This is a genomic window from Nocardia neocaledoniensis (assembly GCF_003182135.1).
GTDB classification, from domain to species: Bacteria; Actinomycetota; Actinomycetes; order Mycobacteriales; family Mycobacteriaceae; genus Nocardia; species Nocardia neocaledoniensis.
The window spans coordinates 545,320-569,775 of sequence record NZ_QGTL01000003.1; the positions used below are offsets into that span (position 1 = coordinate 545,320).

Sequence of the window (24,456 nt, forward strand, 5' to 3'; positions counted from 1 at the left end):
CGGCGATGTGATGTGGGTCACCAGGCCACGGCGAGTGGTCGATGCGGTCCCGCGAGGGCCCACTGCCGGTTGAGCCGCTCCAGCTTCTCGGGGTTGACCTGCAGGTGCACCGCGGCGACGCCGTCCGGTGTCGCGACCACGCTCAGCACGGTGATGATCCGGTCGTCGACCACCGCGAGCACCGCGGGCTCCCCGTTGACCACGTCCGCGTAGAACACCGGCTCGCCGCCGACGTAGGTCAGCTTGGCCGGGGTCCGGCGGAACACGTGCGAGAGGTAGCGGGCAATCGCGAGCGCGCCGACGACCGGGGACTTGCGGGCCGGGACGCGGCCGCCGCCGTCGGCCACGCTCACCGCGTCGTCGGCGAGCAACCGGATCAGCGGGTCGGTGTCGCCGCTGAGGACGGCGGCCAGGAATTCCTCGACGATCCGCTGGGCGGTGGCGGAGTCGACGCTCGCGCGCGAGCGCCCGCCGACGTGCTGTTTCGCGCGCCGATAGATCTGCTGACAGTTCGACTCGGTGAGGTCGAGCAGCTCGGCGATCTCGCGATGCTGGTAGCCGAACGCCTCGCGCAGCACGTACACCACGCGCTCGTTGGGTGAGAGCCGCTCCATCAGGGTGAGCATCGCCAGCGACACCGACTCGCGCTGCTCGACGGTCTCGGCGGGACCGAGCATCCGGTCACCGGCCAGCACCGGCTCCGGGAGCCATTGCCCCACATAGGTTTCCCGCCGCGCCCTGGCCGAGGTGAGCTGGTTGAGGCAGAGGTTGGTGAGCACCTTCGTGAGCCACGCCTCGGGCGTCTCGATCAGGTCCTTGTCGGCCGCGTGCCAGCGCAGGTAGGTGTCCTGCACCGCGTCTTCGGCGTCACCGGCCGACCCGAGCAGCCGGTAGGCGATCGCCTCCAGGCGGCCGCGACTGGCTTCGAACAGATCGGCAGGGCGTGTCATCACCCCATGGTCGGCTATGCGGGTGGGGCGGCGCCAGCCCGGCCCGGCGCCCAGTCGGGCGCGCGGCCGAGCAGCCGCAGGACGCGGTCCAGCGTGGCCGTCTCGTCCGGGACGGCGAGGGCGGGCGCGAAGGCGGCGCCGGGACGCCGGCGCGAGTTCCCGGCGGGCACCGCCTCGGCGATCCGCAGCGCGGTCGGGGCCAGGTCGGGGTCCAGGTCGACGGTGTGGCCGGCGGACCGGGCGACATCCCAGGCGTGCACCACGCTGTCGATGAGGTGGAAGCCGAGCGCCAGGCGCGCGGGGAACCGGCCGGGCGGGATCTCCGGCAGGACCAGGGTGCGGGCGCCTGCGCCGGGCTCGGCGAAGGCCGCGACGACGTCCTCGGCCGAGCGCAGGAAGTCGCCGACCGGATCGGCGGCCGGGCGGACCTCCCACACGGCCGGGTCGTCCGCGCCGCGCATCGCCGCCGCGAAGCCCCGGTTCTGCGTTCCCATGTGTTCGAGCAGCGCTCGCAGATCCCAACCCACACAGGGGGTTTCGGCGGAGAGCGCGGTACCGGACGCCGCCTCGACCGCGTCGGCGCTCATTCGCACGGCCAGCGAGTGCCGGGCGAGCAGAAGCCGGTACTCCGTATTAGTAGGCATACGCATATCGTAAGCACACACGTACGAAACGACAAGGTCGGTACATTGCGACCATGCCGAAAGCGACCCGCCCCGACCTGGCGGCCATGCTGGTGCCGCTCGGCCGCGCGCTGACGGACGCCGAGCTCCCCGTGCTCGAACGGCACGGCCTCACCATGTGGGCCTACGCGGTGCTGCTCGGACTCGACGAGGAGCCCGTGCACACCCAGGCCGCGCTCGCCAAGGCGATCCGCGCGGACAAGACCAGGATCATCCCGGTCCTCGACGATCTGCAGCGGCGCGGCCTGCTCCGGCGCGATCCCGACCCCACCGATCGCCGCGTGAACCTGGTCCGGCTCACCCCGGCGGGCGCACGCCTGCGCGACCGCGCCCAGCGCGACATCCAGGACCAGGAACAGCGGCTGCTCGCCGACGTGCCCGCCGAGGATCGGCGCACTTTTCTGCGCGTCCTGCAATACCTCGCCGAGCGTGAGAAGTGACACAGACCACCGATGAGGTTTCGGCCCGTGGTACGGCTCATGAAGACGGATATACGCAGGTCATCTAGCCTTGAGAGGTGCCGACGAGTCATACCGGCACACTCTGACGCAACGGAGCGATCCCAGAGAAGAAAGCGACTGCCGATGATCCTGGCGGCTCAGCTCAGCGATACCCACTTCGATCTCACCCCGCGCAACACCGAGCGCGTGGAGCGGGTGATGGCCTATCTGGCCGATCTGCCCCGCAGGCCCGACGTCATCCTCGTCACGGGCGACATCACCGACTCCGGGAAGCCGGAGCAGTACGCCGAGGCGCGGCTGGCCCTGCGCGCCGACATCCCCGTCTGCCTGCTGCCGGGCAATCACGACGATCGCACCACCTTCCGCACCGAACTGCTGGGTGAACCGGCCTCGGACGCCCCGATCAACAGCGTCCACCGCGTCGGCCCGCTCACCGTCCTCATGCTCGACTCCAGCGTTCCCGGCGAACCGGGCGGCCTGCTGGCCGAGGAGACCCACGCCTGGCTCGCCGACGCCCTCGCCGAGGCGCCGGACGGCCCCATCCTGATCGCGCTGCACCACCCGCCGCGTCCCGTCGCCAGCCCGGTCGTCGACGTGATCGCCCTCGCCGAACCCGCCCGGCTCGCCGCCGTGGTGGCCGGGGATCCCCGCGTCATCGGCGTCCTCACCGGCCACGCGCACTCGCCGATCGCCACCACCTTCGCGGGCAAACCGATGATCACCTGCCCGAGCACCGCCTCCGTCCTCGGCGGTGAATGGGAGGTCACGCTGCCGCACAAGGTGATGGACTACGCCCCCGATCCGGCCGTCGCGCTGCACGTCATCGACGAAACCAACACGCTCACAACCCATTTCCGGACCGTGGCGATGGGTGGCTGGCTGGCCGAGCCGCCGATCTGAGCCCGGCAACCACACAGTTTCCCCACACGATCCTCACCCGAGGGCACGAGCCGACCGCCCGGCGCCCTGGCAGACTGGGACCGTGAGAGAAAAGCCCGCGGTTCTCCCCCGCGGACCACTACGCCCCATCGAGCTGGCCACCGGCGCCGTCATGGCCGGACTGACCGTCGGCCTGATCACCATCGGTTCCCTGGTGCCGATGGCGGCGGCCCTGCAGCTGGTCGCGGCGGTCCCGCTCGGACTGCTCGCGCACCGCTACCGCCTGCGCGCGCTGGTCACCGCGACCATCGCCGCGGGACTGGTCACGTTCGTCGCCGCGGGCATCATGCCCGCGCTCGGGGTGTTCGGGGCCGCCACGATCGCGGGCATCATCGGCATCGTGAAGCGACGCGGGGGCGGGCTGCCCGCGGTGCTCGCGCTCTCGATCGTGGCCGGTGTGGCGTGGGGGCTGTTCTCGGTGGGCATGCTGCTGGTCTTCGCCCGCACGCGGGAGCTGTTCTTCGAAGCCATCCGCAACACCGCCAAGGGTATCCAGAACCTGGCCGCGCGCCAGGCCGCGCTGGAACCGCTCGGCCGGGCCGCCGCCGACCTCACCGAGGCGTTCCTGCGCTGGTGGTGGGTCTATCTGGGCGGCTCGGTGGCGCTCGGCGTCGTCGCGAGCGGCCTGGTGTCCTGGTTCGTGCTCGGCTCGGTGCTCGATCGGCTGGCCTGGCTACCCGGCAGCGACCGGCTCGACGCGCCCGCCGACGATCGGCCGGTCGGCCCGCTGCCGGTGACGCTGCACGGCGTCGGCTACCGGTACGAGGGCGCGGGCGCCGACGCGCTGTCCGACATCGACCTGACCATCCGGCCCGGCGAGTTCGTGGCCGTCGTCGGGCACAACGGCTCGGGCAAGTCGACGCTGACGCGGGTGCTGGCGGGCAGGCCGCCGACGACGGGCGCGGTGAGCAGGCCGGGCTCGGCCGGGCTCGGCGAGGTGGGCGGCACCGCGCTGGTGCTGCAACGACCGGAGAGCCAGACCCTCGGCGTCTCCGTGGCCGACGACGTCGTCTGGGGCCTGGCGGCGGAACGTGCCGCCGAGGTCGACGTCGACGCGCTGCTGACCGAGGTCGGCCTCGACGGCATGGGCAGGCTCGAGACCGCGACCCTGTCCGGCGGACAGCAACAGCGCCTCGCCGTGGCGGCCGCGCTGGCCCGGCGCCCCGCGCTGCTCATCGCCGACGAGGCGACCTCGATGATCGACCCCGACGGCCGCCGCGACCTGGTCGCCCTGCTGGCCGAGCTGCCGCGCAAGCACGGGACCGCCGTGGTCCTGGTGACCCACCACGAGGCCGACGCCGACGCCGCCGACCGGGTGATCCATCTGGCCGGTGGCCGCGTAGTCGACCACCTGGCCAGCTGGCCGCAGCCGGCGCGCGATCAACGCCGCCGCCCCATGGGCCCGCCGATCCTGGAACTGACCGACGTGCGCCACACCTACAACCGCGGCACGCCGTGGGAGGCGCCCGCCCTGCACGGCGTCGACCTGTCGGTGCGCCACGGCGAGGCGCTGCTGATCGTCGGCGGCAACGGCTCCGGCAAGTCGACGCTGGCCTGGATCATGGCCGGGCTCATCGCGCCGAGTTCCGGGCGCTGCGAGCTGCGCGGCGATCCGGTCGGCAAACAGATCGGCCGGGTCGCGCTGGCCTTCCAGCACTCGCGGCTGCAGTTGCAGAAGCAGACGGTCGGCGCCGAGATCGCCGACTGGGGCGGTCGCGCCACCGGCTCCGGCGCGGTCGGCCAGGCACTGGACGCGGTCGGCCTGGACCGGCGGCTGGCGGCGCGCTCGATCGAGACGCTCAGCGGCGGACAGGCCAAACGGGTCGTGCTCGCGGCCATGGTGGCCAGCAGGCCGCAGGTGGTCGTCCTGGACGAGCCGCTGGCCGGGCTGGATCCGCACGGCCGCGCCGAGATCGTGGAGCTGCTCGCCCGGCTCCGGGATTCGGGACTGACCCTCATCGTCATCTCGCACGACGTGGCCGACATCGCCGCCGTGTGCGACCGCACGGTGCATCTGAACGCGGGCGTGCTCGAGGCGAGCGCGGTGCGCGGCGGCGTCCGCGCGGAGCAGGCGTCCGGCGCCGGAGCACCACCGCGCAGGCGCGGGTTCGGCGAGGAGGGACCGAGCCCGGCGCCCGCGAGCCCGCTCGACCGCGCGATGCCGGAAGGTGGTCGGTGATGAGCACGGTCCTGCTGCGTGAGGTCCCCGTCGACAGCGTCGTGCACCGCCTGTGGGCGGGCACCAAGATGATCGCCGCCTTCCTGATCAGCCTGCTGCTGATGTTCCTGCCGTCGTGGCCGGTGCTCGGCGTGATGATCGGCTTCCTCGTGGTGATCTGGGTGCTGGCCCGGCTGCCGCTGGGCGCGCTGCCGCGCCTGCCCTGGTGGTTCTGGGGCCTGGTGGTGCTCGGCGGCCTGATCAACGCCCCGATCGGGACGAAGGCCGTGCTCGGCTACGCCCAGGTCTTCGTCTTCGGCATGGTGCTGGTGGCCGCCTCGTTCCTGATCGCCTACACCACGCCGATGGGCGAGGTGGCCCCCGCGCTCGCGAAACTCGGTGCGCCACTGCGCAAGTTGCGTCTGCCGGTGGACGAGTGGGCCGTGGTCGTCGCGCTCACTCTGCGCGGGCTGCCGCTGCTGCTCGACGAGATCCGGGTGTTGCGGGCGGCGCGCAAGCTGCGCCCCAAGGACGACCTGCTGCACCGCGCCGCCGACAATCCGCTCATCGACATCCTCACCGCCTGCATGGCGGTGTCGACCCGGCGGGCGGGCGAGCTCGGCGAGGCGATCACCGCCCGCGGCGGCACCGGCATGCTCACGGCCCACCCCAGCGCTCCGACCAGGCGCGATGCGGTCGCGCTCGGCGTGGTGATCGCAGTGTGCGCCGGCGCGATCGCCCTGAGCGTCGCGCTGTGACAGCACACAGCGAACCATAGCGAATAACTCTCAAAGAATTTAGGTTTAAAATTCAAATTCACTGTTCGGCAACCCTCGAGGCGACTATGGTTCAACTCGGAAACCGAGCTGGACCGCTTCACGCGCCGCCGCAACGCTTCTCGGGGGAAGCCACACGATCATCGGCGCCTTCGTTTGGGCATGTCTCACACCTGATGAACCAGATGGGAACGTTCACATGATCATCCGTAAGATCGCCGCCGCGGCGATCCCGATCCTCGCGGCGGCATTGGTCGGTACCGGAGTCGCGCACGCCGAGCCGGTCGCCCCTGACGTCGAGTTCCGCACCGAACTCATCGGCAACACGGTCGTCACCACCCTCACCAACGGCACCTTCACCATCGACGGCGGCAAGGTCGACGTCCGGGACGAGGCGGGCGCCACGCTGGTCTCGCTGCCGCTGTCGGTGCGCGACGGCGCGCTGGAATACCCGCTCCCGCACAAGCTGCGCGAGGACAGCCGGGTGCTCGAGCTGACCGCCGTCAAGGACGTCGCCGCCGCGCGGCCGAACCTGACCCCGGTCGCCTCCCCCGCCGAGAACTACGCCGCACAGGCCAATTTCGCGTCCACCTTCGGGCTGGCCACCGCGATCGGCAGCTTCGTCGGCATGGCCATCGGCGCCGTGATCGGCCTCGTGGTCGGTGCCGCGGCCGGCGGCATCGGCGCCCTGCCCGGCTTCATCACCGGCGCCACCGTCGGCGGGATCATCGGCACCATCGTCGCGGGTGGCCCCACCCTGGTCGTCGCCGGCATCGATCTGATCAACACCCTGACCGCGCCGCCGGGCACCACCCGCTGGGCGCAGCAGGCCAACTAGTCTGCGCGAGAACCGAATCGCCGTCGCATCGGCGCCTACACTGGCGCCGGTGCGACAAGGCAACGGACTCGACATTCCGGTAGACCTCGACGATCTGTGCGCCCCCGATCGGATGGCGCTGATCGTCTACGACATGCAGGTCGGCGTCCTCGGCCAGCTGCCCGACGGCGGCAAGCCGATCATCGATCGGGTGGTGCGCGTCGTCGAAGCCGCCCGCGCCGCCGGGTATCCGATCATCTTCCTGCGCCACTTCTTCCCGCCGCGCCGCCTCTCCGGCGTGTACGCCATGCGGTTGCTGATGGGCTGGCAGCAGGCCGAATCCGTGGACGACGTGCAGTTCATCCTGCAGCGCGACACCCCGTCCTTCGAGCTGGTCCCGGAACTGATGCCGCGCGCGGACGAGCTGGTACTGGACAAGATGACGATGTCGGCCTTCGAGGGCACCCCGCTCGCGAGCCTGCTGCGCGACCTGCGGATCGGCGCCTACGCCATCGCCGGGGTGGCACTGGAGATCGGCATCGCGCCGACCGTGGCCCATTCCACCGACCTGGGCTTCGTCCCCGTGGTGATCAGCGACGCCTGCGGCGGTCGCGACGAGCCGGGCATCGCCAGGGCCTACGAGGAGTTCGCGTTCCAGGGCAACGCGCTGGTCACCGACGTCGCGACGATCACCGGCCTGATGGCCGGGAAATGACCGGCGGGCAAATTCTCAGCGTGCCGGATCGGCGGGCCGGGGTCGACCGGCCCGCCGGGGCAACTCAAGCCTGATTACGGACGGCGTTCTTCGCCGCCTCCTGCGCGGAGTCGACCTGTCCGGCGAACTTGCCGCCGGTCTTCTCGTCCACCACGTCACCGGCTTTCTCGATGACGTTGTCGACCTTGTCCGCGTGCTGGGCAGCCATGTCCATCGCCTTGCCCGCCAGGTTCTTGAAATCCACCGTGCACTCCTCGCTGATTCGAACCGCGTCCAACGCGATCACCCTAGCAACTGCGCAGCTTTCACGGGCGGGTCAGACCGTCCCACACCGGATGCCAGAGCCGCCCGGTGTCGGTCCACGCCTGGAAACGCACCGTGCCGGTGAGTTTCGGGGTGACCCATTCGGCGTCGCGGCGCTCCTCGGCGGTCATCTCGTTGACGAACGGCGAGGTCTCGCGGCGCAGGCGCCGCAGTTCGGTCGCGAGCCTGCGGGACTGCTCGGCATCGAATCCGGTGCCCACCCGGCCGACGTAGACGAGGCCGTTCTCGTGCGGGATGCCGAGCAGCAGCGACTTGAATTCCCGTTTGTCGCTGCGCCGCCACCCACCGAGCACCACCTCCCGCGAGCGCCAGTTGCGCTGCTTGAGCCAGGTCTGCGCGCGCTTGCCCGGCTGATACACCGAGTCCCTGCGCTTGGCGACGACGCCTTCCTGTTCCTGCTCGCGGCTCGCCCGCATGGCCTCCGTGCCCGAACCCTCCAGCAGCGGAGCGACATTCAGCGAGGGCGCCAGCCTGCCCAGGGCCTCGAGCACCGCGCGCCGATCGCTGTACTTCTTGCGCAGCAGCGAGGTGCCGTCCAGGTGCAGGACATCGAAGGCGATGAACACCGCACGCGCCGAATCTGCTTGCAGCGCGGAGATATCGGAGATTCCGCGATCGTCGAAGACCACCGCCTCCCCGTCGAGCACCACCCGGTGCCCGGCCAGTTCCTCCCCGAGGGCGGCCAGCCGCGGGTACCTCGCCGTCACGGTGTTGCCCGCGCGGCTGCGCACCGTGACACCGTCGTCGTCGACCTCGACGATCACCCGGAAGCCGTCCCACTTGGTCTCGAAGGCCCACTCGTCGGCGGGCAGCGGCTCCACCTCGCCCGCGGTCGCGAGCATCGGTGACAGGCCGCGCGGCAGGGCACCGGAACCCTTGTCCACCATGGGTTCCCGGCGCGTCTGGTCGCGCATGTAGTGCATCAGCCACTGGTCGCCGTTGGTCCGGATGAACGCGTAGCGGCCGTGCAGCCGTTCGCCGTCGAGTTCGACGATCACCTCGTCCTCGCGCCACTTCTCCGTGAGATAGGTGCCCGAGTCCCAGATGGTCATCTCGCCCGCGCCGTACTCGCCCTTGGGGATGGTGCCGTGGAAGTGCAGGTATTCCAGCGGATGGTCCTCGGTGCGCACGGCGAGGCGGTTGTGTTTGGGCTCGGTCGGCGGCCCCTTGGGCACCGCCCAGGAGGCGAGCACGCCCTCACGTTCGAGGCGGACGTCGTAGTGCAGGCGGCGGGCGTGATGCTCCTGGACGACGAAGCGGTCACCGGGGCCCGGTTCCGGTGACCCGGCCGGCACCGGCTCCGGCGTCCGCGCTGGATCGCGCATGCTGCGGTACTTGGTGAGCGCGTCCGGGCCGCTGGGGAGCGGCGGGTCGAGCTCCGCCAGCAGGTCGCCGTCGGCGCGCCAGCGCGCGAGCACCTCGTCGAACCGCAACTGGCGCAACGACTTCGCGTTCTCGATCTCGGCCCAGGTGCGCGGCGCCGCGGCATTGGGCTCGGCGCGGCCGCGCAGCGAGTACGGGGCGATGGTGGTCTTGGCGGCGTTGTTCTGGCTCCAGTCGAGGAAGACCTTGCCCTTGCGCACCGCCTTCGCCATCGTGGCCGTCACCAGATCGGGGTGCAGCGCTTCGAGATTGGTCGCCACTTGCTTGGCGACCGTCGAGGCGCCGCGTGAACTCACCTCGCGATCCAGGGGCACGTAGAGGTGAATTCCCTTGCTACCACTGGTCACCGGGAAGGCCCGCATCCCGATCGCGGCGACCATGTCGCGCACGGCGAGCGCGACGCGCGCGCATTCGACGAGCCCCGCGCCGGGGCCCGGGTCGAGATCGAAGACGATCCTGGTGGCCGGGCCGCGCTGCTCGCCGTCGAAACGCCATTGCGGCACATGCACTTCCAGCGCCGCCTGCTGGCCGAGCCAGGCCAGCCCCGCCTCGGAATCGATCAGCGGATAGACCACCCTGCGGCTGGAATGCTCCAGCGCCCGGCGCTGAATCCAGGCGGGCGCGTGCTCGGGCAGGTTCTTCTCGAAGAAGTCGGCGGCCTCGACGCCGTTGGGCCACCGCTTCCTGGTGACCGCGCGCCCGGCGATATGGGGCAGCATGGCCTCGGCGATCGCCGAATAGTAGGCGATCACCTCGCCCTTGGTCGTCCCGGTCTCCGGGTACAGCACTTTGTCGAGGTTGCTGAGCTCAACCTCGATCTCCGGCTCACCCGGCGGACCCCGGAACTCCCGGCGGACCATCGACGCGCTTCGGCGGCGGGGACCGATCAGCTCCGGCCCCCGCGCACCGAATCAGGCCTGCGGTCCCGGATCGGTCGGGGCCGCGCCGCCGGGGGTGGCGCCCGGGTCGGTCTTCGGGGCCGTGCCGCCGGTGCCCTGATCGGTGCCGGACTGCGGAGGCACGACCTTCTTGGCCGCGTCCTTGCCCTTCTCGATCTTGTCGCTGTACTTGCCGCCGGTCTTCTCGTCGATGAACGTCCCGGCCTTGTCGACCGCTTCGTTGATCTTGTCGGCGTTCTGTTCGACTGTTTCCTTGCCCTTGCCGAGCAAGCCCTTCAAGGTGTCCACGAGACTCATCTGCCGATGTTCCTTTCCCGAGCTGGGTCAGTCACTCCACATCTTCCCACCACGAAACCCGTGGTGGGAGGTCATTCGGAACCACCCGCTCACCCGGCTTGGGGACAACCGTGCGCGTGCCCGCCTCGGCCGCGGCCTCGATCAGCCGCCGCACGGGCTCCGACCAGCCGTGGAACGCGAGATTGAAGGTCGCCCAGTGGATCGGCACCAGCAGGCCGTGGGCGGGGTCACCGAGGCACAGATCGGCGTGCGCGCGCACCGCCTCCTCGGGATTCATGTGCACATCGGTCCAGCGCTCGTCGTAGGCACCGATGGGCAGCAGCGTGAGGTCGAAGGGGCCGAGGACGGCGCCCGCCTGCGCGAAGGCCTTGGTGTAGCCGGTGTCGCCGCCGAAATACACCCGCTTGGTGGGCCCGGCGAGCGCCCACGACGCCCACAGCGTGGTGTTGCGGATCAGGCCGCGACCGGAGAAATGCCTGGCCTCGGCACAGGTGATGGTGAGGCCGCGATCGTCGGCGTCCTTGCCGAGGGAGACCGAGCCGCCCCAGTCGAGCTCGATGATCCGGTCCTCGGGCACACCCCAGCGGCGCAGATGCGCGCCGATGCCGGTGGGCACCACGAAGGGCGCGCGCTGATCGCGCACGAGCTGGTCGACGGTGGGTTTGTCGAGGTGGTCGTAGTGATCGTGGGAGATGATCACCGCGTCGACGGTCGGTACCGCGGCGGGATCACCGGGCAGCGGATGCAGCCGCGCCGGACCGATCGCGGGCGAGGGCGAGACCCGCTCGCTCCACACCGGATCGGCCAGCACGCGATAGCCGTCGAGTTCGACGAGCGCGCTCGCGTGCCCGTACCAGGTGACGGCCAGGGTCGCGGCCTGCTCCGGCGGCGCGGGCGTGACCAGCGGCACCGGCCGTGACGGCCTGCCGACGCGGCCCTTGGTGATGCCCGACCACAGCAGCGACGGCGCCGCACCGGGCGCGACCATGCTGCTCGGCTCGGTGTTGTGGAAACGGCCGTCGCGATAGGACGACTTGCCGAGCGCGGTCGGCTCGATCTCGGCCGGTCCGGCGCCGAGCGCGGTGGGCAGACCCCGCACCGCACGCGCCACCCAGGCGAGCCCGACCGCGCTCGCCACCGACCCCGCCACGCGTGCGAGCCGCATCAGCGGCCCACGAATTTCGCCGGGCGCTTCTCCTGCCGTGCCAACCGGGCCTCCTTGGCGTCGTCGCTGGTCCAGGCCGCTTCCAGGGCGGCGCGCTGCTGGGCGCTCGCCGGGTCGCGGGTGCCGTCGTCGTTGAGCATGAGCTTCATCGCGCGCAGCGACAGCGGGGCCAGCGCGGCGATCGACTTCGCCCAGTCCTGCGCGTCGGCGAGGGAGCCGAGCTTGTTGGCGAAGCCGTAGGAGTAGGCATCCGACGCGCTCACCTGGTCGGCGGCGAGCAGGATCGTGCGGGCCGGGCCCCCGCCGATCAGCGAGACCAGGCGCGAGATCGTCCACCGATCCACCGAGATGCCGAGCTTGGCGGCCGGGATCGCGATGAACGCGTCCGGCTCGATCACCCGCAGGTCCGAGGCCAGCGCGAGCTGCACGCCCGCGCCGAGCGCGCCACCGTTGATCGCCGAGATCACCGGCACCGGAAGGGATTCGATGGTGTGCAGCATGTCGAGCAGGCCGTCGAGGAACGACTCGGAGTAGACCCCGGACAGATCGGCGCCCGCGCTGAAGATCGGGCCGCGCCCGGTGAGCACGATGACGCGCGCGCCCTGATCGACGGCGTCGAGCATGGCCGCGCGCAACTGACCGACCAGCTCCTCGTTGAGCGCGTTGCGCCGTTCCTCGCGCCGCATTTCGATGGTGATCACGTCACCATCGCGAGTCACGCCGAGCATGCATCCTCCCCAGAAGTACCGGACACCATGGATGTCTTCACTCTGCCACAGGCGGCCGGGAACGCCCCGCAAGGCGATACCGTTGGCGGCTGTGGCGACAGACTTCGACATCCTGGTGATCGGCGCGGGCCAGGCGGGACTCTCGGCCGGTTACCACCTGCGCCGCCTCGGACTCGAGCCCGAACGCGACTTCCTGATCGTCGACCACGCCCCTGGCCCCGGCGGCGCGTGGCAGTTCCGCTGGCCCTCACTGACGCTGACCACCGTGAACCGCGTGCACGACCTGCCGGGGATGTCGTTCGCGGAGACGCTGCCGCCCGGCTCGGAGTCCGCGCCGGCCGCCACCGCGGTGCCGCACTACTACGAACTCTACGAAAAGCGCTTCGACCTGCGCGTACACCGGCAGGTGACGGTGCGGGTGGTCTGTGATCGCACCGCGGACGGGCAGGCCTGCGACGGTCGCGGCGAGGTGCTGCACGTCGAGACCGAGGGCGCGGGGACCCTGCGCACGCGCGGGCTGATCAACGGCACCGGCACCTGGGAACACCCGTTCATCCCGGTGTATCCGGGCGCGGACACCTTCGCGGGCAGGCAGCTGCACACCCGCGACTACCGGACCGCGGCGGAGTTCGCGGGCAAACACGTGGTCATCGTCGGCGGGGGCATCTCGGCGGTGCAGTTGCTCGACGAGATCTCCCAGGTGACGTCCACCACATGGGTCACCAGGCGCGAGCCGGTGTTCCGCGCCGAGCCCTTCCGGCCGGAGGACGGGCGGGCCGCGGTGGCCATCGTCGAGGACCGGGTACGCCGCGGGCTGCCGCCGGGGTCGGTGGTCTCGGTGACCGGTCTGCCGCTCGACGCGCGCCTACGCGCGGCCCGCGACCGGGGCGTGCTGGACCGGCAGCCGATGTTCGAACGGATCGAGCCCACCGGGGTGCGCTGGGCCGACGGCCGGTTCCAGACCGCCGATGTCATCCTGTGGGCCACCGGGTTCCGCAGCGCGCTCGACCATCTCGCCCCGCTGCGCCTGCGCGGGCCGGGCGGCGGCATCACGATGACCGGGCGGCTGGCGACCCAGGTCGAGGTGGACCCCCGGGTGCACCTGATCGGCTACGGGCCGTCGGCGAGCACGATCGGCGCGAACCGGGCGGGCCGGGCCGCGGCCGTGGAATTGACCGAATACCTGGGGATCACTCCAGACCGGCGCTGAAGGTGGCCGGATCGGGGCCCACCCTGCTGCCGGTGTCGAGGCGGCTGATCGCCTCCATCGCGGGCCCGTCGAGTTCGAACGAGAACACGTCGAAGTTCTCGGCGATGCGCGAGGGCGTGACCGACTTCGGGATCACGATGTTGCCCAGCTGCAGATGCCACCGGATGATGACCTGCGCCGGCGTGCGGTCGAGTTCCTTGGCGATGGTGACGATCGTCGGGTTGTCCAGCAGGGTGCCCTGCCCGAGCGGGCTCCACGCCTCGGTGGCGATCGCGTGGTTGGCGTCGTACTGCCGCAGCTCACGCTGGCCGAGGGTGGGGTGGAGTTCGATCTGGTTGACCGCGGGGGTCTCGCCCGCCTCCGCGATCAGGGTCTCCAGGTCGATCACCCGGAAGTTCGACACCCCGATCGAGCCGACGCGGCCCTGCGACTTGAGCGCCTGGAAGGCGCGGAAGGTGTCGACGAAACGGCCTGCCGACGGGACCGGCCAGTGGATCAGGTACAGGTCGAGATAGTCCAGGCCGAGACGGCGCATGCTGGCGTCGAAGGCGCGCAGCGTGCTGTCGTAGCCGTGCTCGGAGTTCCACAGCTTGGTGGTGACATAGATTTCGTCGCGCGGGATCCCCGAGGCCTTGATGGCGCGGCCTACGCCTTCCTCGTTGCCGTAGACCGCGGCCGTATCGATGCTGCGGTAGCCGACCTTCAGCGCCTCGGCCACCACGGGCGTGACGTCGTCCTCCGGTACCTGGAAGACGCCGAAGCCGAGCTGTGGGATGACGTTCCCGTCGTTGAGCACGATGGTGGGAACAGGGCTGCCTGCGCTTCGGAAGGTCACCCTTCCGACGGTAGAAGTGCTTCGCCGTACCGTCAATGACGGCTCACTCGCGTGTTTCCCCAGGTGCCGAATCGGGTATGAACCGGGGCGCCGGTCAGTGAGTGACCCCTGTCAGCCCGATTCGGCGGTACCTGGCATGGCGCAGCGCGCGCAGCTCCGCCGTCGGCGTGGCGCGCAACGCGGCCAGTTCCTCGGTGACGGCGAGCACCATCCGGCGGGCGAACGCGACGGGTTCGTCGGCGGCGTCGGGGTATTCGTCGACGATCCGGTCGACCACGCCGTCGGCGCGCAGATCCTCGGCGCCGATGCGCTGGGCGGCGGCCAGTTCCGGCGCGTGCTCGGTGTCGCGGAAGACGATCGCGCTCGCGCCCTCGGGCGGCAGCGGCGCCAGCCAGCCGTGCCGGGCGGCGAGCACCCGATCGGCGGGCAGCAGCGCCAGCGCGCCGCCGCCGGTGCCCTGGCCGAGCAGGATCGAGACGGTCGGGGTGTCGAGGGTGACCAGGTCGGCCAGGCAGCGGGCGATCTCCGGGGCGAGACCGCGTTCCTCGGCCTCCTTGGACAGCGCGGCGCCGACGGTGTCGATCACCAGCACGAGCGGCAGGCGCAGTTCGCCGGCCAGCGCCATCGCCCGGCGCGCCTCCCGCAGCGCCGCGGGGCCCATGGTGTGCTCGCCCTCCTGGCCGGAGCGGTCGTGCCCGAAGACGACGCAGGGTTGCCCGCCGAACCTGGCCAGGGCGAGCACCACCGTGCGATCGGACTCGCCCTGCCCGGTGCCGCTGAGCGGAACCCGTTGCGTGACATGGCGGAGCAGGTCGCGGATGCCGGGGCGGCCGGGCCGCCTGGTGCTGAGCACCGCGTCCCACGCGGTCGTCTCGCGCCGGGCCATCGGACCCGGATTGCGTACCGGCGCGGCCCAACCCGGCTCCGCCTCGGCCGGCAGGACGACGCCGCTGGCGACGCTCAGCGCGCGGTTGGCGATGCGGCGGAACACCTCGACCGGGACGACGCCGTCGATCACGCCGTTGCGGTACAGGTTCTCGGCGGTCTGCACGCCGGGCGGAAATGGTCTGCCGTACAAGGCTTCGTACACCCGCGGACCGAGGAACCCGATGAGCGCGCCCGGTTCGGCGAAGGTGATGTGGCCCAGCGATCCCCACGACGCGAAAACACCGCCCATGGTCGGATCGCGCAGGTACACCAGGTAGGGATGGCCCGCCGCCTTGTGCACCGCGACCGCCCCGGCGATCTTCACCATCTGCACGAAAGCGACTGTGCCCTCCTGCATCCGGGTGCCGCCGGAGGTGGGTGAGGCGATCAGCGGGAGCCCGAGCTCGGTCGCCCGCTCCACCGCCGAGACGATCCGCTCGGCCGCTGCCACACCGACCGACCCGGCGAGAAACGCGAATTCGCAAGCGATCACGGCGACGCGGCGGCCACGCAGCAGCCCCTCCCCCGTGCGGACCGACTCGTCGACACCGGCGCGCTCGGCCGCGGCCACCAGCTCCGCGCGGTAGCGCGGGGAAATGGGCGGCTCGACGGGCGGGCGGTCCCAGCTCCGGAACGAATCGGGGTCGAGCAGCTGCCCGATCAGGTCATTCGCCGACATACGCACGCGGTGAGCGTAACCGCCCCGGCAGGGGCGCGAGGGTCACGACAGCACGGCAATATGTTCGAGATTCTTGACAGGTTGTTGGGTTTTTACAACACTTCATTGTGTGAGCCCAGTCAGACGAGGGGAAACCCTCCCGATCTTCAACCGCATCGCGGTGCTCCGCGCCGAACATCGGATGAGCAGGGCGGCACTCGCCGAGGCCGTCAACGTGAACGTCCAGACCATCGGCGCGCTCGAACGCGGCGACCACTATCCGAGCCTCGACCTGGCCCTGCGCATCTGCGATGTGTTCGAGCTCCCGGTGGAGGCGGTCTTCTCCCGCACCGAATTCGGCCCGCTCTCGGCCGAGCTGTACCCACGGACGAAAGGCAGCACGCCATGACAAGCACGACCGGACTGCTGGACCGCTACCAGAACTACCGGGTCAAGCGCTGGCTCGTGCAGGAGCAGCGGACCGCCGGCATGCTGAAAAGCTGGCGGCCGCAACGTCGTCGGCGCCAGCTGGTGGTCGGGGTGGTCGTCGCGCTGGCCGGACTCGCCGTCGCGGGCGTGCTGTGCGCGTTCGACCTGCGAAACGTGTCGATCACGGTCGCGATGATCGCGCTAGTGCTGTTCCTGCCCGCCTGGACCATGCTCCGCATCGCCAGCGGCGGCCAGGACCACGCGCCGGCGGAGATGCTCGACGAATTCGAGATCGCCGAACGCAACAAGGCACGCTCGGTCGGACTGGCACTCACCCAGTCCCTGACCATGCCCGGCCTGTTCTTCCTGATCTTCGCCGGTGCCTTCGCACCCGAGGCCGACGCCTACCGCACCGCCTACGCGGGCGGGCTGATGCTGCTGGCGGCCATCATGACAGGCGGCTGCGCCCCGGCCATGATCATCGGCTGGACGCGCCCCGACCCGGATCCGGAACCCTGACCCACCCACTGCACGAGGGCGGGGCTGCGGCCTTCATCGCGGCAGCCCCGTCTTCGGGTCAGTAGCCCTGCATCACCTTGCGCAGCGCGTACTCGGTGAGTGAGACCAGGGCCTGCTTGGCGGGTTCCCGGCGACGGGCGTCGATCGACATGATCGGCACGTCGGCGGGAACCGCCAGGGCCTGGCGGATGTCCTCGAGTGGATACTTCGGCGCGTCGTCGAACTCGTTGAGCGCGACCAGGAACGGCAGGCCGCGCGCCTCGAAGTAGTCGACAGCGGCGAAGCTGTCTTCCAGCCTGCGGGTGTCGACGAGCACCACGGCGCCGATGGCGCCGCGGATCAGGTCGTCCCACATGAACCAGAACCGGTACTGGCCCGGAGTACCGAACAGGTACAGGACCAGGTCGTCGGCGAGGCTGATACGGCCGAAGTCCATCGCCACCGTGGTGGTCGACTTCATCGGAATGCCGGTCAGGTTGTCGATTCCGGTACTGGCGTTGGTGACCAACGCCTCGGTGCGCAGCGGAACGATCTCCGACACCGCACCGACCAACGTGGTCTTACCGACACCGAAGCCACCGGCGACAACGATCTTCGCCGAAGTCGGCTTGCTCGTGCGGGTGTCGACCTGCGCCGTCGAATCAAATACGCCGGAGTCCACTGAGAACCCTTTCGATCAGCTCGCGACGTTCATCGTCGCTGGAATCGTCTTTCAAAGTCGCCGAGACCCGGACATGACCGGCCTCGATGAGGTCGGCCACGAGTACCCGCGCCACCCCGATCGGAATACCCAATTGGGCGGCTATCTCGGCGACGGACGGCGATTGCCTGCACAACTCCACGATGGACGTTTCGAGGTTGTTCAGTTCGAACTGCCGCTCCATGGCGACCGGATGCGATGCAACGAGGGCCTCCAACGCCAACTCGACCGCCGGCCTGGTGCGGCCGGCAGTCAGCGAGTACGGGCGAACGAGACTCGGCTCGGCGCTCCCCATGCGGTGATCGTCTATGTCCATCCCACCATCAGGAACCCATCGTGACGCGTGGCGTGGCCTGGACGGTCTGGCCCACACGCTCGACCAACAGAGCCATTTCGTAGCCGACCTGACCGATGTCGCACGACGTGTTGGTCAGGACCGCCAAGTAGGACCCGTCACCGACTGCCATGAGCAGCAGGTAGCCGTGCTCCATCTCGACGACGGACTGCAGTACCGTACCGCCTTCGAACAGATTCGACACGCCGACGGAAAGGCTTGCCAGGCCGGCGGTCACGGCGGAGAGCTGCTCCGCGCGGTCCACCGGGAGCTGGGCGCTCGCGGCCATCAGCAGGCCGTCAGCCGAGACCAGGACGGCATGGGCTACGCCAGGAACCTCGTTGGCGAAGTTCGAAACCAGCCAATCCAGCTGACGGTTCGTACCACCTAGATCGGGGTTCATCGGTCTCCTTTATCTCCGGTTAGGTTCATTGCCTTCATTGCGCGGCCATCCCGGACGCCCTGCTGGTGACGACTCAAGCTGGACCTGATCGTTTCGGGATCACGGTGCGGGGTGCTGTCGGCCTTACCGCTGACACCACCGGGCACGAGCCTGCCGCCCGGATTGCGCTGAGGCAAGCCGGCAGCGGTTCGCACCTCTGCTTGCGCCTCGCTGGCCCGGCGAGCGGCCTGCCATCCTTCGTCACCGGGTGATTCGAAGGCAGCGGCCATCTGGGACCGGTCGGAATTCTCATCCGAGAGCCACGCAGACATCATCTCCGCGAAGATCGGCGTTCCGCCCATCACGGAATCGCCCTCCGGTGCCGGCTGCAACCTGGTCTGGAAGAACGACGCAGCCTTGGCCGGGTTGGACCGGAAACTGTGCCGACCCGGATCACGCCCTGCCGACGCAGCGTTCTCCGGCTCCGCAGGATCCCGATCCCGTTGCGGCAGAGCCACTCCTGGGCCGGCTGTCGCCTGCGGTACCACAGTAGCGCCGGGATCGCGCTGCGGCAGCCCAATCGGGCCAGCCGGACGCGACGGCGTGCCGTTGGGCGCCTCACGCTGCGGCAATCCGGCGGCCGGGGCGCGCTGCGGCAGGCCCGATTCGCCCGAATCACGCTGCGGCGCAGGGGCACCCGACTCACCACGCTGGGGCAGGCCGTTGGCCGGACGCTGGCCGGCGGCGGGTTCGCGCTGCGGCAGACCGCCCGGCTGGCCACCGCGCTGCGGGAGGCCGGTCGACGGGTCACGCTGCGGCAGACCACCGGTCTGCTCGCGCTGCGGCAGACCACCCGAGGGATCGCGCTGCGGCAGGCCGCCGGTCTGGTCCCGCTGCGGGAGACCGCTCGCCGGATCACGCTGCGGCAGGCCACCGGACTGCTCGCGGTGCGGCAGGCGCGGCGCCGGATCACGCTGCGGCAGGCCGTTGGACGGCGAGCGCTGCGGCAGGCCGGTCGACGGATCACGCTGCACCGGGCCCGAATCACGCTGCGGCGCGCCGTTGCCCGCGCCATCGCGCTGCGGGAGCCCGGTGGCCGGGTCACGCTGCGGGAGGCCGCCGGTCTGCTCGCGCTGCGGGAGACCGCTCGACGGGTCACGCTGGGGCAGACCACCGGTCTGGTCCCGCTGCGGAAGACCGCTCGACGGGTCACGCTGGGGCAGACCACCGGTCTGGTCCCGCTGGGGTAGGCGGTTGGCCGGATCGCGCTGCGGCAGACCCACGGACGGGTCACGCGGCGGCGCGCCGTTGGCGCCGGGCGAACGCTGCGGCAGCCCACCCGCGGCGCTGTCGCGCTGCGGCGGCGCCGCGTCACGCGGCGGCTGGGCCTGATCGCGCGCCGGAGCGCCGTTGGCGCCCGGCTGACGCTGCGGCAGGCCACCGGCCAGCGATTGCGGCGCACCGGCGGGCTTGGGATCGCCGGGCTGGCCCGGCGCGGCGCCCTGCGGCCCCTGGGGACGCTGCGGCCCACCGGGACCACCGGGACCACCGGGGGTGACATTGCGCTTGGGCAGCGCGGCGGCGGCGAGCTTGCCGCGCTGCGGCACATTGCCCTGGCCGGGCGCGGGCGGACGCAGCGTCGGCGACGACTGCTCGGCCGCGTCCTGCTGCAGGCCCTGCGCCATCGAGTTGCCCGGCTGACGCTGCGGCAGGCCGCCCGCGCCGTTCGGGATCGGGCCGCTGCTCACGCCGGGATCGACGGTGACCATCATGTTGCCACCCGGGGTCCGGGTGATGGCACGGGTCTGCATCGTGCTCGGCTGGTTCTGCGGGTTCGGCCGCTGCGGCTGCTGCGGCGCGCTCGGCTGCGGCTGCTGCTTGGCCAGGGCCGGGCCACCGGCGCCGGTGACGATCAGGCCGACCGGCACGTGCACGGTGACGGTGACGCCGGGGTCGCGCGCGGTGTCGAAGGTCGGCCGCAGCCGCACGGTCAGCCCGTGCCGCTCGGCGAGCCTGCCGACCACGAACAGACCCATGTGGCGGGCGGTGTCGGGACCCGGCTCGGCGGTCTGCTCGAGCCTGCGGTTGATGTCGGCCATCTCCGCGGGCGGCATACCGATACCGCGGTCGGCGACCTCGATCAGCAGACCCTGATCGTGGGCCTGGGCGAAGGTGAACTTGACGTCGGTCTCCGGCGGAGAGGCGCGCAGCGCGTTGTCGAGCAGCTCGGCGAACAGGTGCGCCAGGTCGGAGGCGGCCGGTTCGACCAGCGAGCCGCGCGGGGTGGCGCCGAGCTTGACGCGCTCGTAGTCCTCGACCTCGGAGATCGCGGCACGCAGCACGTCGGCGATCTCGACCGGGGCCGACTTGGTCCTGCGCTGCTTCGTACCGGCGAGGATGAGCAGGTTGTCGCCGTTACGGCGCATGCGGGCCGCGAGGTGGTCGAGGCGGAAGAGGTTCTCGAGCAGGCGCGGGTCCTTCTCGTCGTACTCCATCGCCTCGATGAGGGTGAGCTGATGGTCGACGAGGGACTTGGAGCGCCGGGCCAGGGTCTCGAACATGTCGTTGACCTGCGAACGCATCTGCGCCTGATCGCTCGCCAGGCGCAGCGCCTGACCGTGGATGTCGTCGACGGCGCGGGCGAGCTGACCGATCTCCTCGGCCGAACGCACCGGCATCGGCTCGAGCGGCACGTCCTCGGGGGCGGCGCCGTTGCGGAGCTGGGCGACCTCGTGCGGCAGGTCGGATTCGGCGACGCGCAGCGCGGCCAGGCGCAGGCGGTGCAGCGGCACGATCATCGAGCGGGCGACGAACACCGCGAGCAACAGCGCGGCGAGGATGGTCGCGATGACGACGCCGGTGTAGGTCCAGGCGCCGGTGGCGGCCGAGGACGTCAGGTCGTCCATCAGGACCTCGATGGCCTTACTGGACTCGTCGACGACGCCCTGGTAGGCGCCGAGGCTGGTGTAGAGCGAGGTACGCATCTCACCGATGGGCAGCTTGCCCGCCTGCACGTCCGGGCCGGTGACGAGGTTCTGCCTGGTGTCGGCCTGTGCCTTCAGTTCGGCGATCACCGGATCGCCGTCGGGCAGGCGGTTGGCCAGCACGTCGAGCATGTGCCGCTCGGTGGCGACACCGGTGAGGTAGTCCTGCGGGCCGTTCGGCAGCCCGCGCAGCATCTCGGAGATCGCGGCCAGCTGGCTCACGAGCACGGAGCGGGTGTTCAGGGTGTCGACCAGGCGCAGCTTGGCCGTGTCCATCACCGGGTCGCTGACCTGCGCGACGGTGGTCTCCACGACGCTGACGCTGTCGCGGCGCATCTGATCGACCCCGGCCAGCGCCGGTTCGGCAGAGGAGGTGAGCGCCTTGCCCTGCGCGCGCACCGCCTTGGCCTGCTTGACCATGCGTTCGAGCGAGGAGTGCGCCTCCGGCAGGTCGACCAGGCGACCCAGCGAGGTCTCGGCCGCGCCGATGGCGGTGTCGAGGTCGGTGAGGTCCTGGTCGGTGACCAGGGTGGCGCCTCCACCGGCCGGCACCATCTGGCTACCGGCGACCTTCGCGGTCATCGCGCTCAGCCCGGTGACCGACGGAATCGTGTCTACCTGCTCATTGATGCTCGACAGCCGGTTGGCTTCCGAGAACTCCGAGGTAATTCTCGACACGCCGAGCCCGACCGCGACCGCGAGCGGCACGGCCAGCACGGCCGTAACCTTCCAACGCAGGTCCCAGTTGCCGAGCGCCCAGCGCTTGCTGCCGGACCTAGCGGCGTCACGCATCTCCCACTCACTTTCCAAACTGGCCTCGTGCCTTGGCGCCATCAGCGAACCTCCACAGGCGCAATGGTGGCTCGCCAGAGTGACTGGCCGAGAACTGCGGCTGGCCGAGAAATTGCGTCTACGACTGCCCGAATAAGTGACAACAGATTCTAACGGATCAATAACTTCTTGGCTGACTCCCGGTCGAGGTCCGCGCGATGACCTGCCCGTTCCAGGCAAAACCAAAGGTCGCGGCACCCCATCGGGTGTCGCGTGAAGTCTGCCACAATCGTCAGGATCTATCGAGCGGGCATCGAAGCGAGGCTAGGGAGTCACGGGTTTGGACACCGAACACGAGTACAGGCCGGTCTATCAGACCAGCCTGGTCGATCCAGCCGACTTCTGGTCCGTCGCAGCTCAGGCCATCGAGTGGGATGTCGAGCCGGATCAGATCCTCGACGCCGCCGACAAACGCTCGGCCCGCTGGTTCCCCGGTGCCCGCCTCAATACCAGCGTGAACGCGCTCGACCGGCACGTGCGAACCGGCACCGTCGCCGAGGGTGGGCGCGCCGATCAGGCCGCTCTCATATATGTCTCCGCTATGACGGACACCACCACCGTCTACACCTACGCCGAGCTGCTCGACGAGGTCGCCCGGTTCGCGGGCACCATGCGCGATCTCGGGGTCACCGCGGGCGATCGGGTGGTGATCTATCTGCCGATGATCCCCGAGGCCGTGATCGCGATGCTGGCCTGCGCACGCATCGGCGCGGTGCACTCGGTGGTGTTCGGCGGGTTCGCCGCGCCCGAGCTGGCCGCCCGCATCGACGACGCCGAGCCGGTGCTGGTCGTCACGGCCTCCGGCGGGCTCGAGCCGAACCGGCGTATCGAGTACCCGCCGATCGTGCTGCAGGCGCTCGACCTGGCCGAGACCACCTCGGTGCGCACGGTGATCGTCAAGCAGCGGGCCGACTTCCCGACCATCGAGTTCGCCGCCCCGCTGCCGGCGACCGAGGTGCTGCCGTCCTCGGAGCAGACCGTCGCGGCCCGCTGGGTCGACTGGGACGCCACGGTGGCCGGGGCCGACCCGGCCGAGCCGGTCTCGGTCGCCGCGACCGACCCGCTCTACATTCTCTACACCTCGGGCACCACCGGGAAGCCGAAGGGCGTGGTGCGCGACAACGGCGGGCACGCGGTCGCGCTGTCCTGGTCGATGCGCAACATCTACGACGTCGGGCCCGGCCAGGTGTTCTGGGCCGCCTCCGATGTCGGCTGGGTCGTCGGCCACTCCTACATCGTCTACGCGCCGCTGCTCGTCGGCGCCACGACCGTGCTCTACGAGGGCAAACCGGTCGGCACCCCCGACGCGGGCGTGTTCTGGCGGATCATCGACGAGCACGACGTGCGGGTGCTGTTCACCGCGCCGACCGCGCTGCGCGCGATCCGCCGGGCCGACCCGGAGGCCGCCGCGGCGCACCGCCACGACCTGTCCCGCCTGCGCGCGCTGTTCTGCGCGGGCGAGCGGCTCGACCCGGCCACCTTCGAATGGGCGTCGGACACCCTGCTCGCCGAGCACCCGGACACGCCGGTGGTGGACCACTGGTGGCAGACCGAGACCGGCTGGCCGATCTGCGCCGACCCGCTGGGCCTGCAGGAACTGCCGGTCAAGCCCGGTTCGTCGTGCGTGCCGGTGCCCGGGTACCGGCTGCGGGTGCTCGACGCGAACGGCAATCCGGTGGCCACCGGGGTCGAGGGCAACATCGTCATCGGCCTGCCGCTGCCGCCCGGCGCGCTGACCGGCCTGTGGCGCGACCGCGACCGGTTCATCCGCTCCTATCTGTCGGCGTTCCCCGGCCACTACCTGACCGGCGATTCCGGCTACTTCGACGAGGACGGTTACCTCTACGTCCTCGGCCGCAGCGACGACGTGATCAACATGGCCGGGCACCGGCTCTCCGCGGGCAGCATCGAGGCCGCGATCGCCGGGCACGAGGCGATCGCCGAATGCGCCGTCATCGGCGTTCCCGACGAGCTCAAGGGCCACCTCCCGCTGGCGTACGTGGTGCTCAAGCAGGGTGTGGAGGTCGATCCGGAGCAGTTGCGCGAGGAGCTGGCCGAGCGCGTGCGCACCCAGATCGGCGCCATCGCGACCCTGCACAGCGCGATCATCGTCACCGGTCTGCCCAAGACCCGCTCGGGCAAGATCCTGCGCAAGACCATCCGCCAGCTCACCGCGGGCGAGCACGTGGAGGTTCCGGCCACCATCGAGGACCCGGCCGTGCTCACCGCCCTGTCCGACCGCATCCTCGCCAATCCCCCGCTCGGCGCGCCCGCCGCGCCCGGCCAGGAGGCGGGCGAGCGCGACGGTGACCCGGTGGCGCCGACGCCCTGACGCCGCCGGACGCCGTGGCG

23 protein-coding genes are annotated in these 24,456 nt (G+C 70.7%); 10 read left to right on the forward strand and 13 right to left on the reverse strand.

Translation table 11 applies throughout. From position 1 onward, the window contains the following. Positions 1-17: 17 nt before the first annotated feature. Positions 18-950, reverse strand: coding sequence for an RNA polymerase sigma-70 factor (locus DFR69_RS10595; RefSeq protein WP_110037281.1), 933 nt, complete (start codon positions 948-950; stop codon positions 18-20). Between the two features lie 14 nt (positions 951-964). After that, positions 965-1,594, reverse strand: a complete 630-nt coding sequence (locus DFR69_RS10600) for a TIGR03086 family metal-binding protein (RefSeq protein WP_110037282.1) — start codon at positions 1,592-1,594, stop codon at positions 965-967. Between the two features lie 53 nt (positions 1,595-1,647). Here DFR69_RS10600 and DFR69_RS10605 point away from each other — a divergent pair, with 53 nt between their 5' ends. The 6 genes from DFR69_RS10605 to DFR69_RS10630 all read left to right on the forward strand — a co-directional run bounded on the left by DFR69_RS10605 (position 1,648) and on the right by DFR69_RS10630 (position 7,499). Continuing rightward, positions 1,648-2,073 (forward strand): MarR family winged helix-turn-helix transcriptional regulator, encoded by a 426-nt coding sequence (locus DFR69_RS10605; RefSeq protein ID WP_110037283.1) that lies wholly within the window; start codon positions 1,648-1,650, stop codon positions 2,071-2,073. Positions 2,074-2,217: 144 nt separating this feature from the next. Next, entirely contained in the window at positions 2,218-2,994 is a 777-nt protein-coding gene (locus tag DFR69_RS10610) for a metallophosphoesterase (RefSeq protein WP_110037284.1), read from the forward strand. Positions 2,995-3,145: 151 nt separating this feature from the next. Further along, entirely contained in the window at positions 3,146-5,212 is a 2,067-nt protein-coding gene (locus tag DFR69_RS10615; protein ID WP_110037285.1) for an ABC transporter ATP-binding protein, read from the forward strand. Continuing rightward, positions 5,212-5,949, forward strand: coding sequence for an energy-coupling factor transporter transmembrane component T family protein (locus DFR69_RS10620; RefSeq protein ID WP_110037286.1), 738 nt, complete (start codon positions 5,212-5,214; stop codon positions 5,947-5,949). Before DFR69_RS10615 ends, DFR69_RS10620 begins: the two co-directional genes overlap by 1 nt. Positions 5,950-6,166: 217 nt before the next feature. Continuing rightward, positions 6,167-6,805, forward strand: a complete 639-nt coding sequence (locus DFR69_RS10625; RefSeq protein ID WP_110037287.1) for a DUF8020 domain-containing protein — start codon at positions 6,167-6,169, stop codon at positions 6,803-6,805. 49 nt (positions 6,806-6,854) lie between these two features. Next, entirely contained in the window at positions 6,855-7,499 is a 645-nt protein-coding gene (locus DFR69_RS10630) for a cysteine hydrolase family protein (protein ID WP_110037288.1), read from the forward strand. 64 nt (positions 7,500-7,563) lie between these two features. Here DFR69_RS10630 and DFR69_RS10635 read toward each other — a convergent pair whose 3' ends face one another. The 5 genes from DFR69_RS10635 to DFR69_RS10655 form a co-directional block, all read right to left on the reverse strand. Next, the gene (locus DFR69_RS10635; protein ID WP_110037289.1) at positions 7,564-7,743 is read right to left on the reverse strand and encodes an antitoxin; all 180 of its coding nucleotides are present in this window, start codon (positions 7,741-7,743) and stop codon (positions 7,564-7,566) included. 61 nt (positions 7,744-7,804) lie between these two features. Further along, positions 7,805-10,066, reverse strand: a complete 2,262-nt coding sequence (locus DFR69_RS10640; RefSeq protein WP_110037290.1) for an ATP-dependent DNA ligase — start codon at positions 10,064-10,066, stop codon at positions 7,805-7,807. Positions 10,067-10,117: 51 nt separating this feature from the next. After that, positions 10,118-10,402: an antitoxin gene (locus tag DFR69_RS10645; RefSeq protein WP_110037291.1), complete on the reverse strand. Its 285-nt coding sequence runs from the start codon at positions 10,400-10,402 to the stop codon at positions 10,118-10,120. Between the two features lie 31 nt (positions 10,403-10,433). Continuing rightward, on the reverse strand, positions 10,434-11,567 hold the full coding sequence (locus tag DFR69_RS10650; protein WP_110037292.1) for an MBL fold metallo-hydrolase: 1,134 nt from the start codon (positions 11,565-11,567) through the stop codon (positions 10,434-10,436). Continuing rightward, entirely contained in the window at positions 11,567-12,295 is a 729-nt protein-coding gene (locus tag DFR69_RS10655; protein ID WP_110037293.1) for an enoyl-CoA hydratase, read from the reverse strand. The genes DFR69_RS10650 and DFR69_RS10655 overlap by 1 nt, the downstream gene beginning before the upstream one ends. 91 nt (positions 12,296-12,386) lie before the next feature. Here DFR69_RS10655 and DFR69_RS10660 point away from each other — a divergent pair, with 91 nt between their 5' ends. Next, positions 12,387-13,505 carry an NAD(P)-binding domain-containing protein gene (locus DFR69_RS10660; protein ID WP_110037294.1) on the forward strand — a complete coding sequence of 373 codons (1,119 nt, stop codon included), beginning with the start codon at positions 12,387-12,389 and terminating at the stop codon, positions 13,503-13,505. Here DFR69_RS10660 and DFR69_RS10665 read toward each other — a convergent pair. Further along, the gene (locus tag DFR69_RS10665; protein ID WP_110037295.1) at positions 13,486-14,340 is read right to left on the reverse strand and encodes an aldo/keto reductase; all 855 of its coding nucleotides are present in this window, start codon (positions 14,338-14,340) and stop codon (positions 13,486-13,488) included. The genes DFR69_RS10660 and DFR69_RS10665 overlap by 20 nt on opposite strands. Before the next feature lie 94 nt (positions 14,341-14,434). Next, positions 14,435-15,946, reverse strand: a complete 1,512-nt coding sequence (locus DFR69_RS10670; RefSeq protein WP_208643958.1) for an acetyl-coenzyme A carboxylase carboxyl transferase subunits beta/alpha — start codon at positions 15,944-15,946, stop codon at positions 14,435-14,437. Between the two features lie 109 nt (positions 15,947-16,055). On the opposite strand from DFR69_RS10670, the gene DFR69_RS10675 reads away from it, so the two are divergent. Together DFR69_RS10675 and DFR69_RS10680 are read left to right on the forward strand one after the other, a co-directional pair. Then, entirely contained in the window at positions 16,056-16,334 is a 279-nt protein-coding gene (locus DFR69_RS10675; protein WP_110037297.1) for a helix-turn-helix transcriptional regulator, read from the forward strand. Further along, complete coding sequence (locus tag DFR69_RS10680) at positions 16,331-16,873, forward strand: hypothetical protein (RefSeq protein ID WP_110037298.1); 543 nt, start codon at positions 16,331-16,333, stop codon at positions 16,871-16,873. The genes DFR69_RS10675 and DFR69_RS10680 overlap by 4 nt, the downstream gene beginning before the upstream one ends. Before the next feature lie 58 nt (positions 16,874-16,931). On the opposite strand, the gene DFR69_RS10685 is transcribed toward DFR69_RS10680, so the two are convergent. From DFR69_RS10685 to DFR69_RS10700, 4 genes are read right to left on the reverse strand one after another with little or no spacing between them, the layout of a single operon-like run. Beyond that, the gene (locus tag DFR69_RS10685; protein WP_019044951.1) at positions 16,932-17,534 is read right to left on the reverse strand and encodes a GTP-binding protein; all 603 of its coding nucleotides are present in this window, start codon (positions 17,532-17,534) and stop codon (positions 16,932-16,934) included. Then, a complete protein-coding gene (locus DFR69_RS10690; protein ID WP_019044950.1) occupies positions 17,515-17,889 on the reverse strand; it encodes a DUF742 domain-containing protein in 375 nt (124 codons plus the stop codon). Before DFR69_RS10690 ends, DFR69_RS10685 begins: the two co-directional genes overlap by 20 nt. 7 nt (positions 17,890-17,896) lie before the next feature. Continuing rightward, positions 17,897-18,310 (reverse strand): roadblock/LC7 domain-containing protein, encoded by a 414-nt coding sequence (locus DFR69_RS10695; RefSeq protein WP_011207200.1) that lies wholly within the window; start codon positions 18,308-18,310, stop codon positions 17,897-17,899. Next, complete coding sequence (locus tag DFR69_RS10700; protein ID WP_110037299.1) at positions 18,307-22,065, reverse strand: HAMP domain-containing sensor histidine kinase; 3,759 nt, start codon at positions 22,063-22,065, stop codon at positions 18,307-18,309. The genes DFR69_RS10695 and DFR69_RS10700 overlap by 4 nt, the downstream gene beginning before the upstream one ends. 319 nt (positions 22,066-22,384) lie before the next feature. On the opposite strand from DFR69_RS10700, the gene DFR69_RS10705 reads away from it, so the two are divergent. Beyond that, entirely contained in the window at positions 22,385-24,436 is a 2,052-nt protein-coding gene (locus DFR69_RS10705) for an AMP-binding protein (protein WP_110037300.1), read from the forward strand. The last annotated feature ends 20 nt before the right edge of the window (positions 24,437-24,456 follow it).

Excerpts from the sequence above, each read along its gene's own strand:
- DFR69_RS10595 (WP_110037281.1), bottom strand. The coding sequence starts at position 950 with ATGACACGCCCTGCCGATCTGTTCGAAGCCAGTCGCGGCCGCCTGGAG.
- DFR69_RS10600 (WP_110037282.1), bottom strand. The coding sequence starts at position 1,594 with ATGCCTACTAATACGGAGTACCGGCTTCTGCTCGCCCGGCACTCGCTG.
- DFR69_RS10605 (WP_110037283.1), top strand. The coding sequence starts at position 1,648 with ATGCCGAAAGCGACCCGCCCCGACCTGGCGGCCATGCTGGTGCCGCTC.
- DFR69_RS10610 (WP_110037284.1), top strand. The coding sequence starts at position 2,218 with ATGATCCTGGCGGCTCAGCTCAGCGATACCCACTTCGATCTCACCCCG.
- DFR69_RS10615 (WP_110037285.1), top strand. The coding sequence starts at position 3,146 with ATGGCCGGACTGACCGTCGGCCTGATCACCATCGGTTCCCTGGTGCCG.
- DFR69_RS10620 (WP_110037286.1), top strand. The coding sequence starts at position 5,212 with ATGAGCACGGTCCTGCTGCGTGAGGTCCCCGTCGACAGCGTCGTGCAC.
- DFR69_RS10625 (WP_110037287.1), top strand. The coding sequence starts at position 6,167 with ATGATCATCCGTAAGATCGCCGCCGCGGCGATCCCGATCCTCGCGGCG.
- DFR69_RS10640 (WP_110037290.1), bottom strand. The coding sequence starts at position 10,066 with ATGGTCCGCCGGGAGTTCCGGGGTCCGCCGGGTGAGCCGGAGATCGAG.
- DFR69_RS10645 (WP_110037291.1), bottom strand. The coding sequence starts at position 10,402 with ATGAGTCTCGTGGACACCTTGAAGGGCTTGCTCGGCAAGGGCAAGGAA.
- DFR69_RS10650 (WP_110037292.1), bottom strand. The coding sequence starts at position 11,567 with ATGCGGCTCGCACGCGTGGCGGGGTCGGTGGCGAGCGCGGTCGGGCTC.
- DFR69_RS10655 (WP_110037293.1), bottom strand. The coding sequence starts at position 12,295 with ATGCTCGGCGTGACTCGCGATGGTGACGTGATCACCATCGAAATGCGG.
- DFR69_RS10670 (WP_208643958.1), bottom strand. The coding sequence starts at position 15,946 with ATGTCGGCGAATGACCTGATCGGGCAGCTGCTCGACCCCGATTCGTTC.
- DFR69_RS10680 (WP_110037298.1), top strand. The coding sequence starts at position 16,331 with ATGACAAGCACGACCGGACTGCTGGACCGCTACCAGAACTACCGGGTC.
- DFR69_RS10690 (WP_019044950.1), bottom strand. The coding sequence starts at position 17,889 with ATGGACATAGACGATCACCGCATGGGGAGCGCCGAGCCGAGTCTCGTT.
- DFR69_RS10695 (WP_011207200.1), bottom strand. The coding sequence starts at position 18,310 with ATGAACCCCGATCTAGGTGGTACGAACCGTCAGCTGGATTGGCTGGTT.
- DFR69_RS10700 (WP_110037299.1), bottom strand. The coding sequence starts at position 22,065 with ATGCGTGACGCCGCTAGGTCCGGCAGCAAGCGCTGGGCGCTCGGCAAC.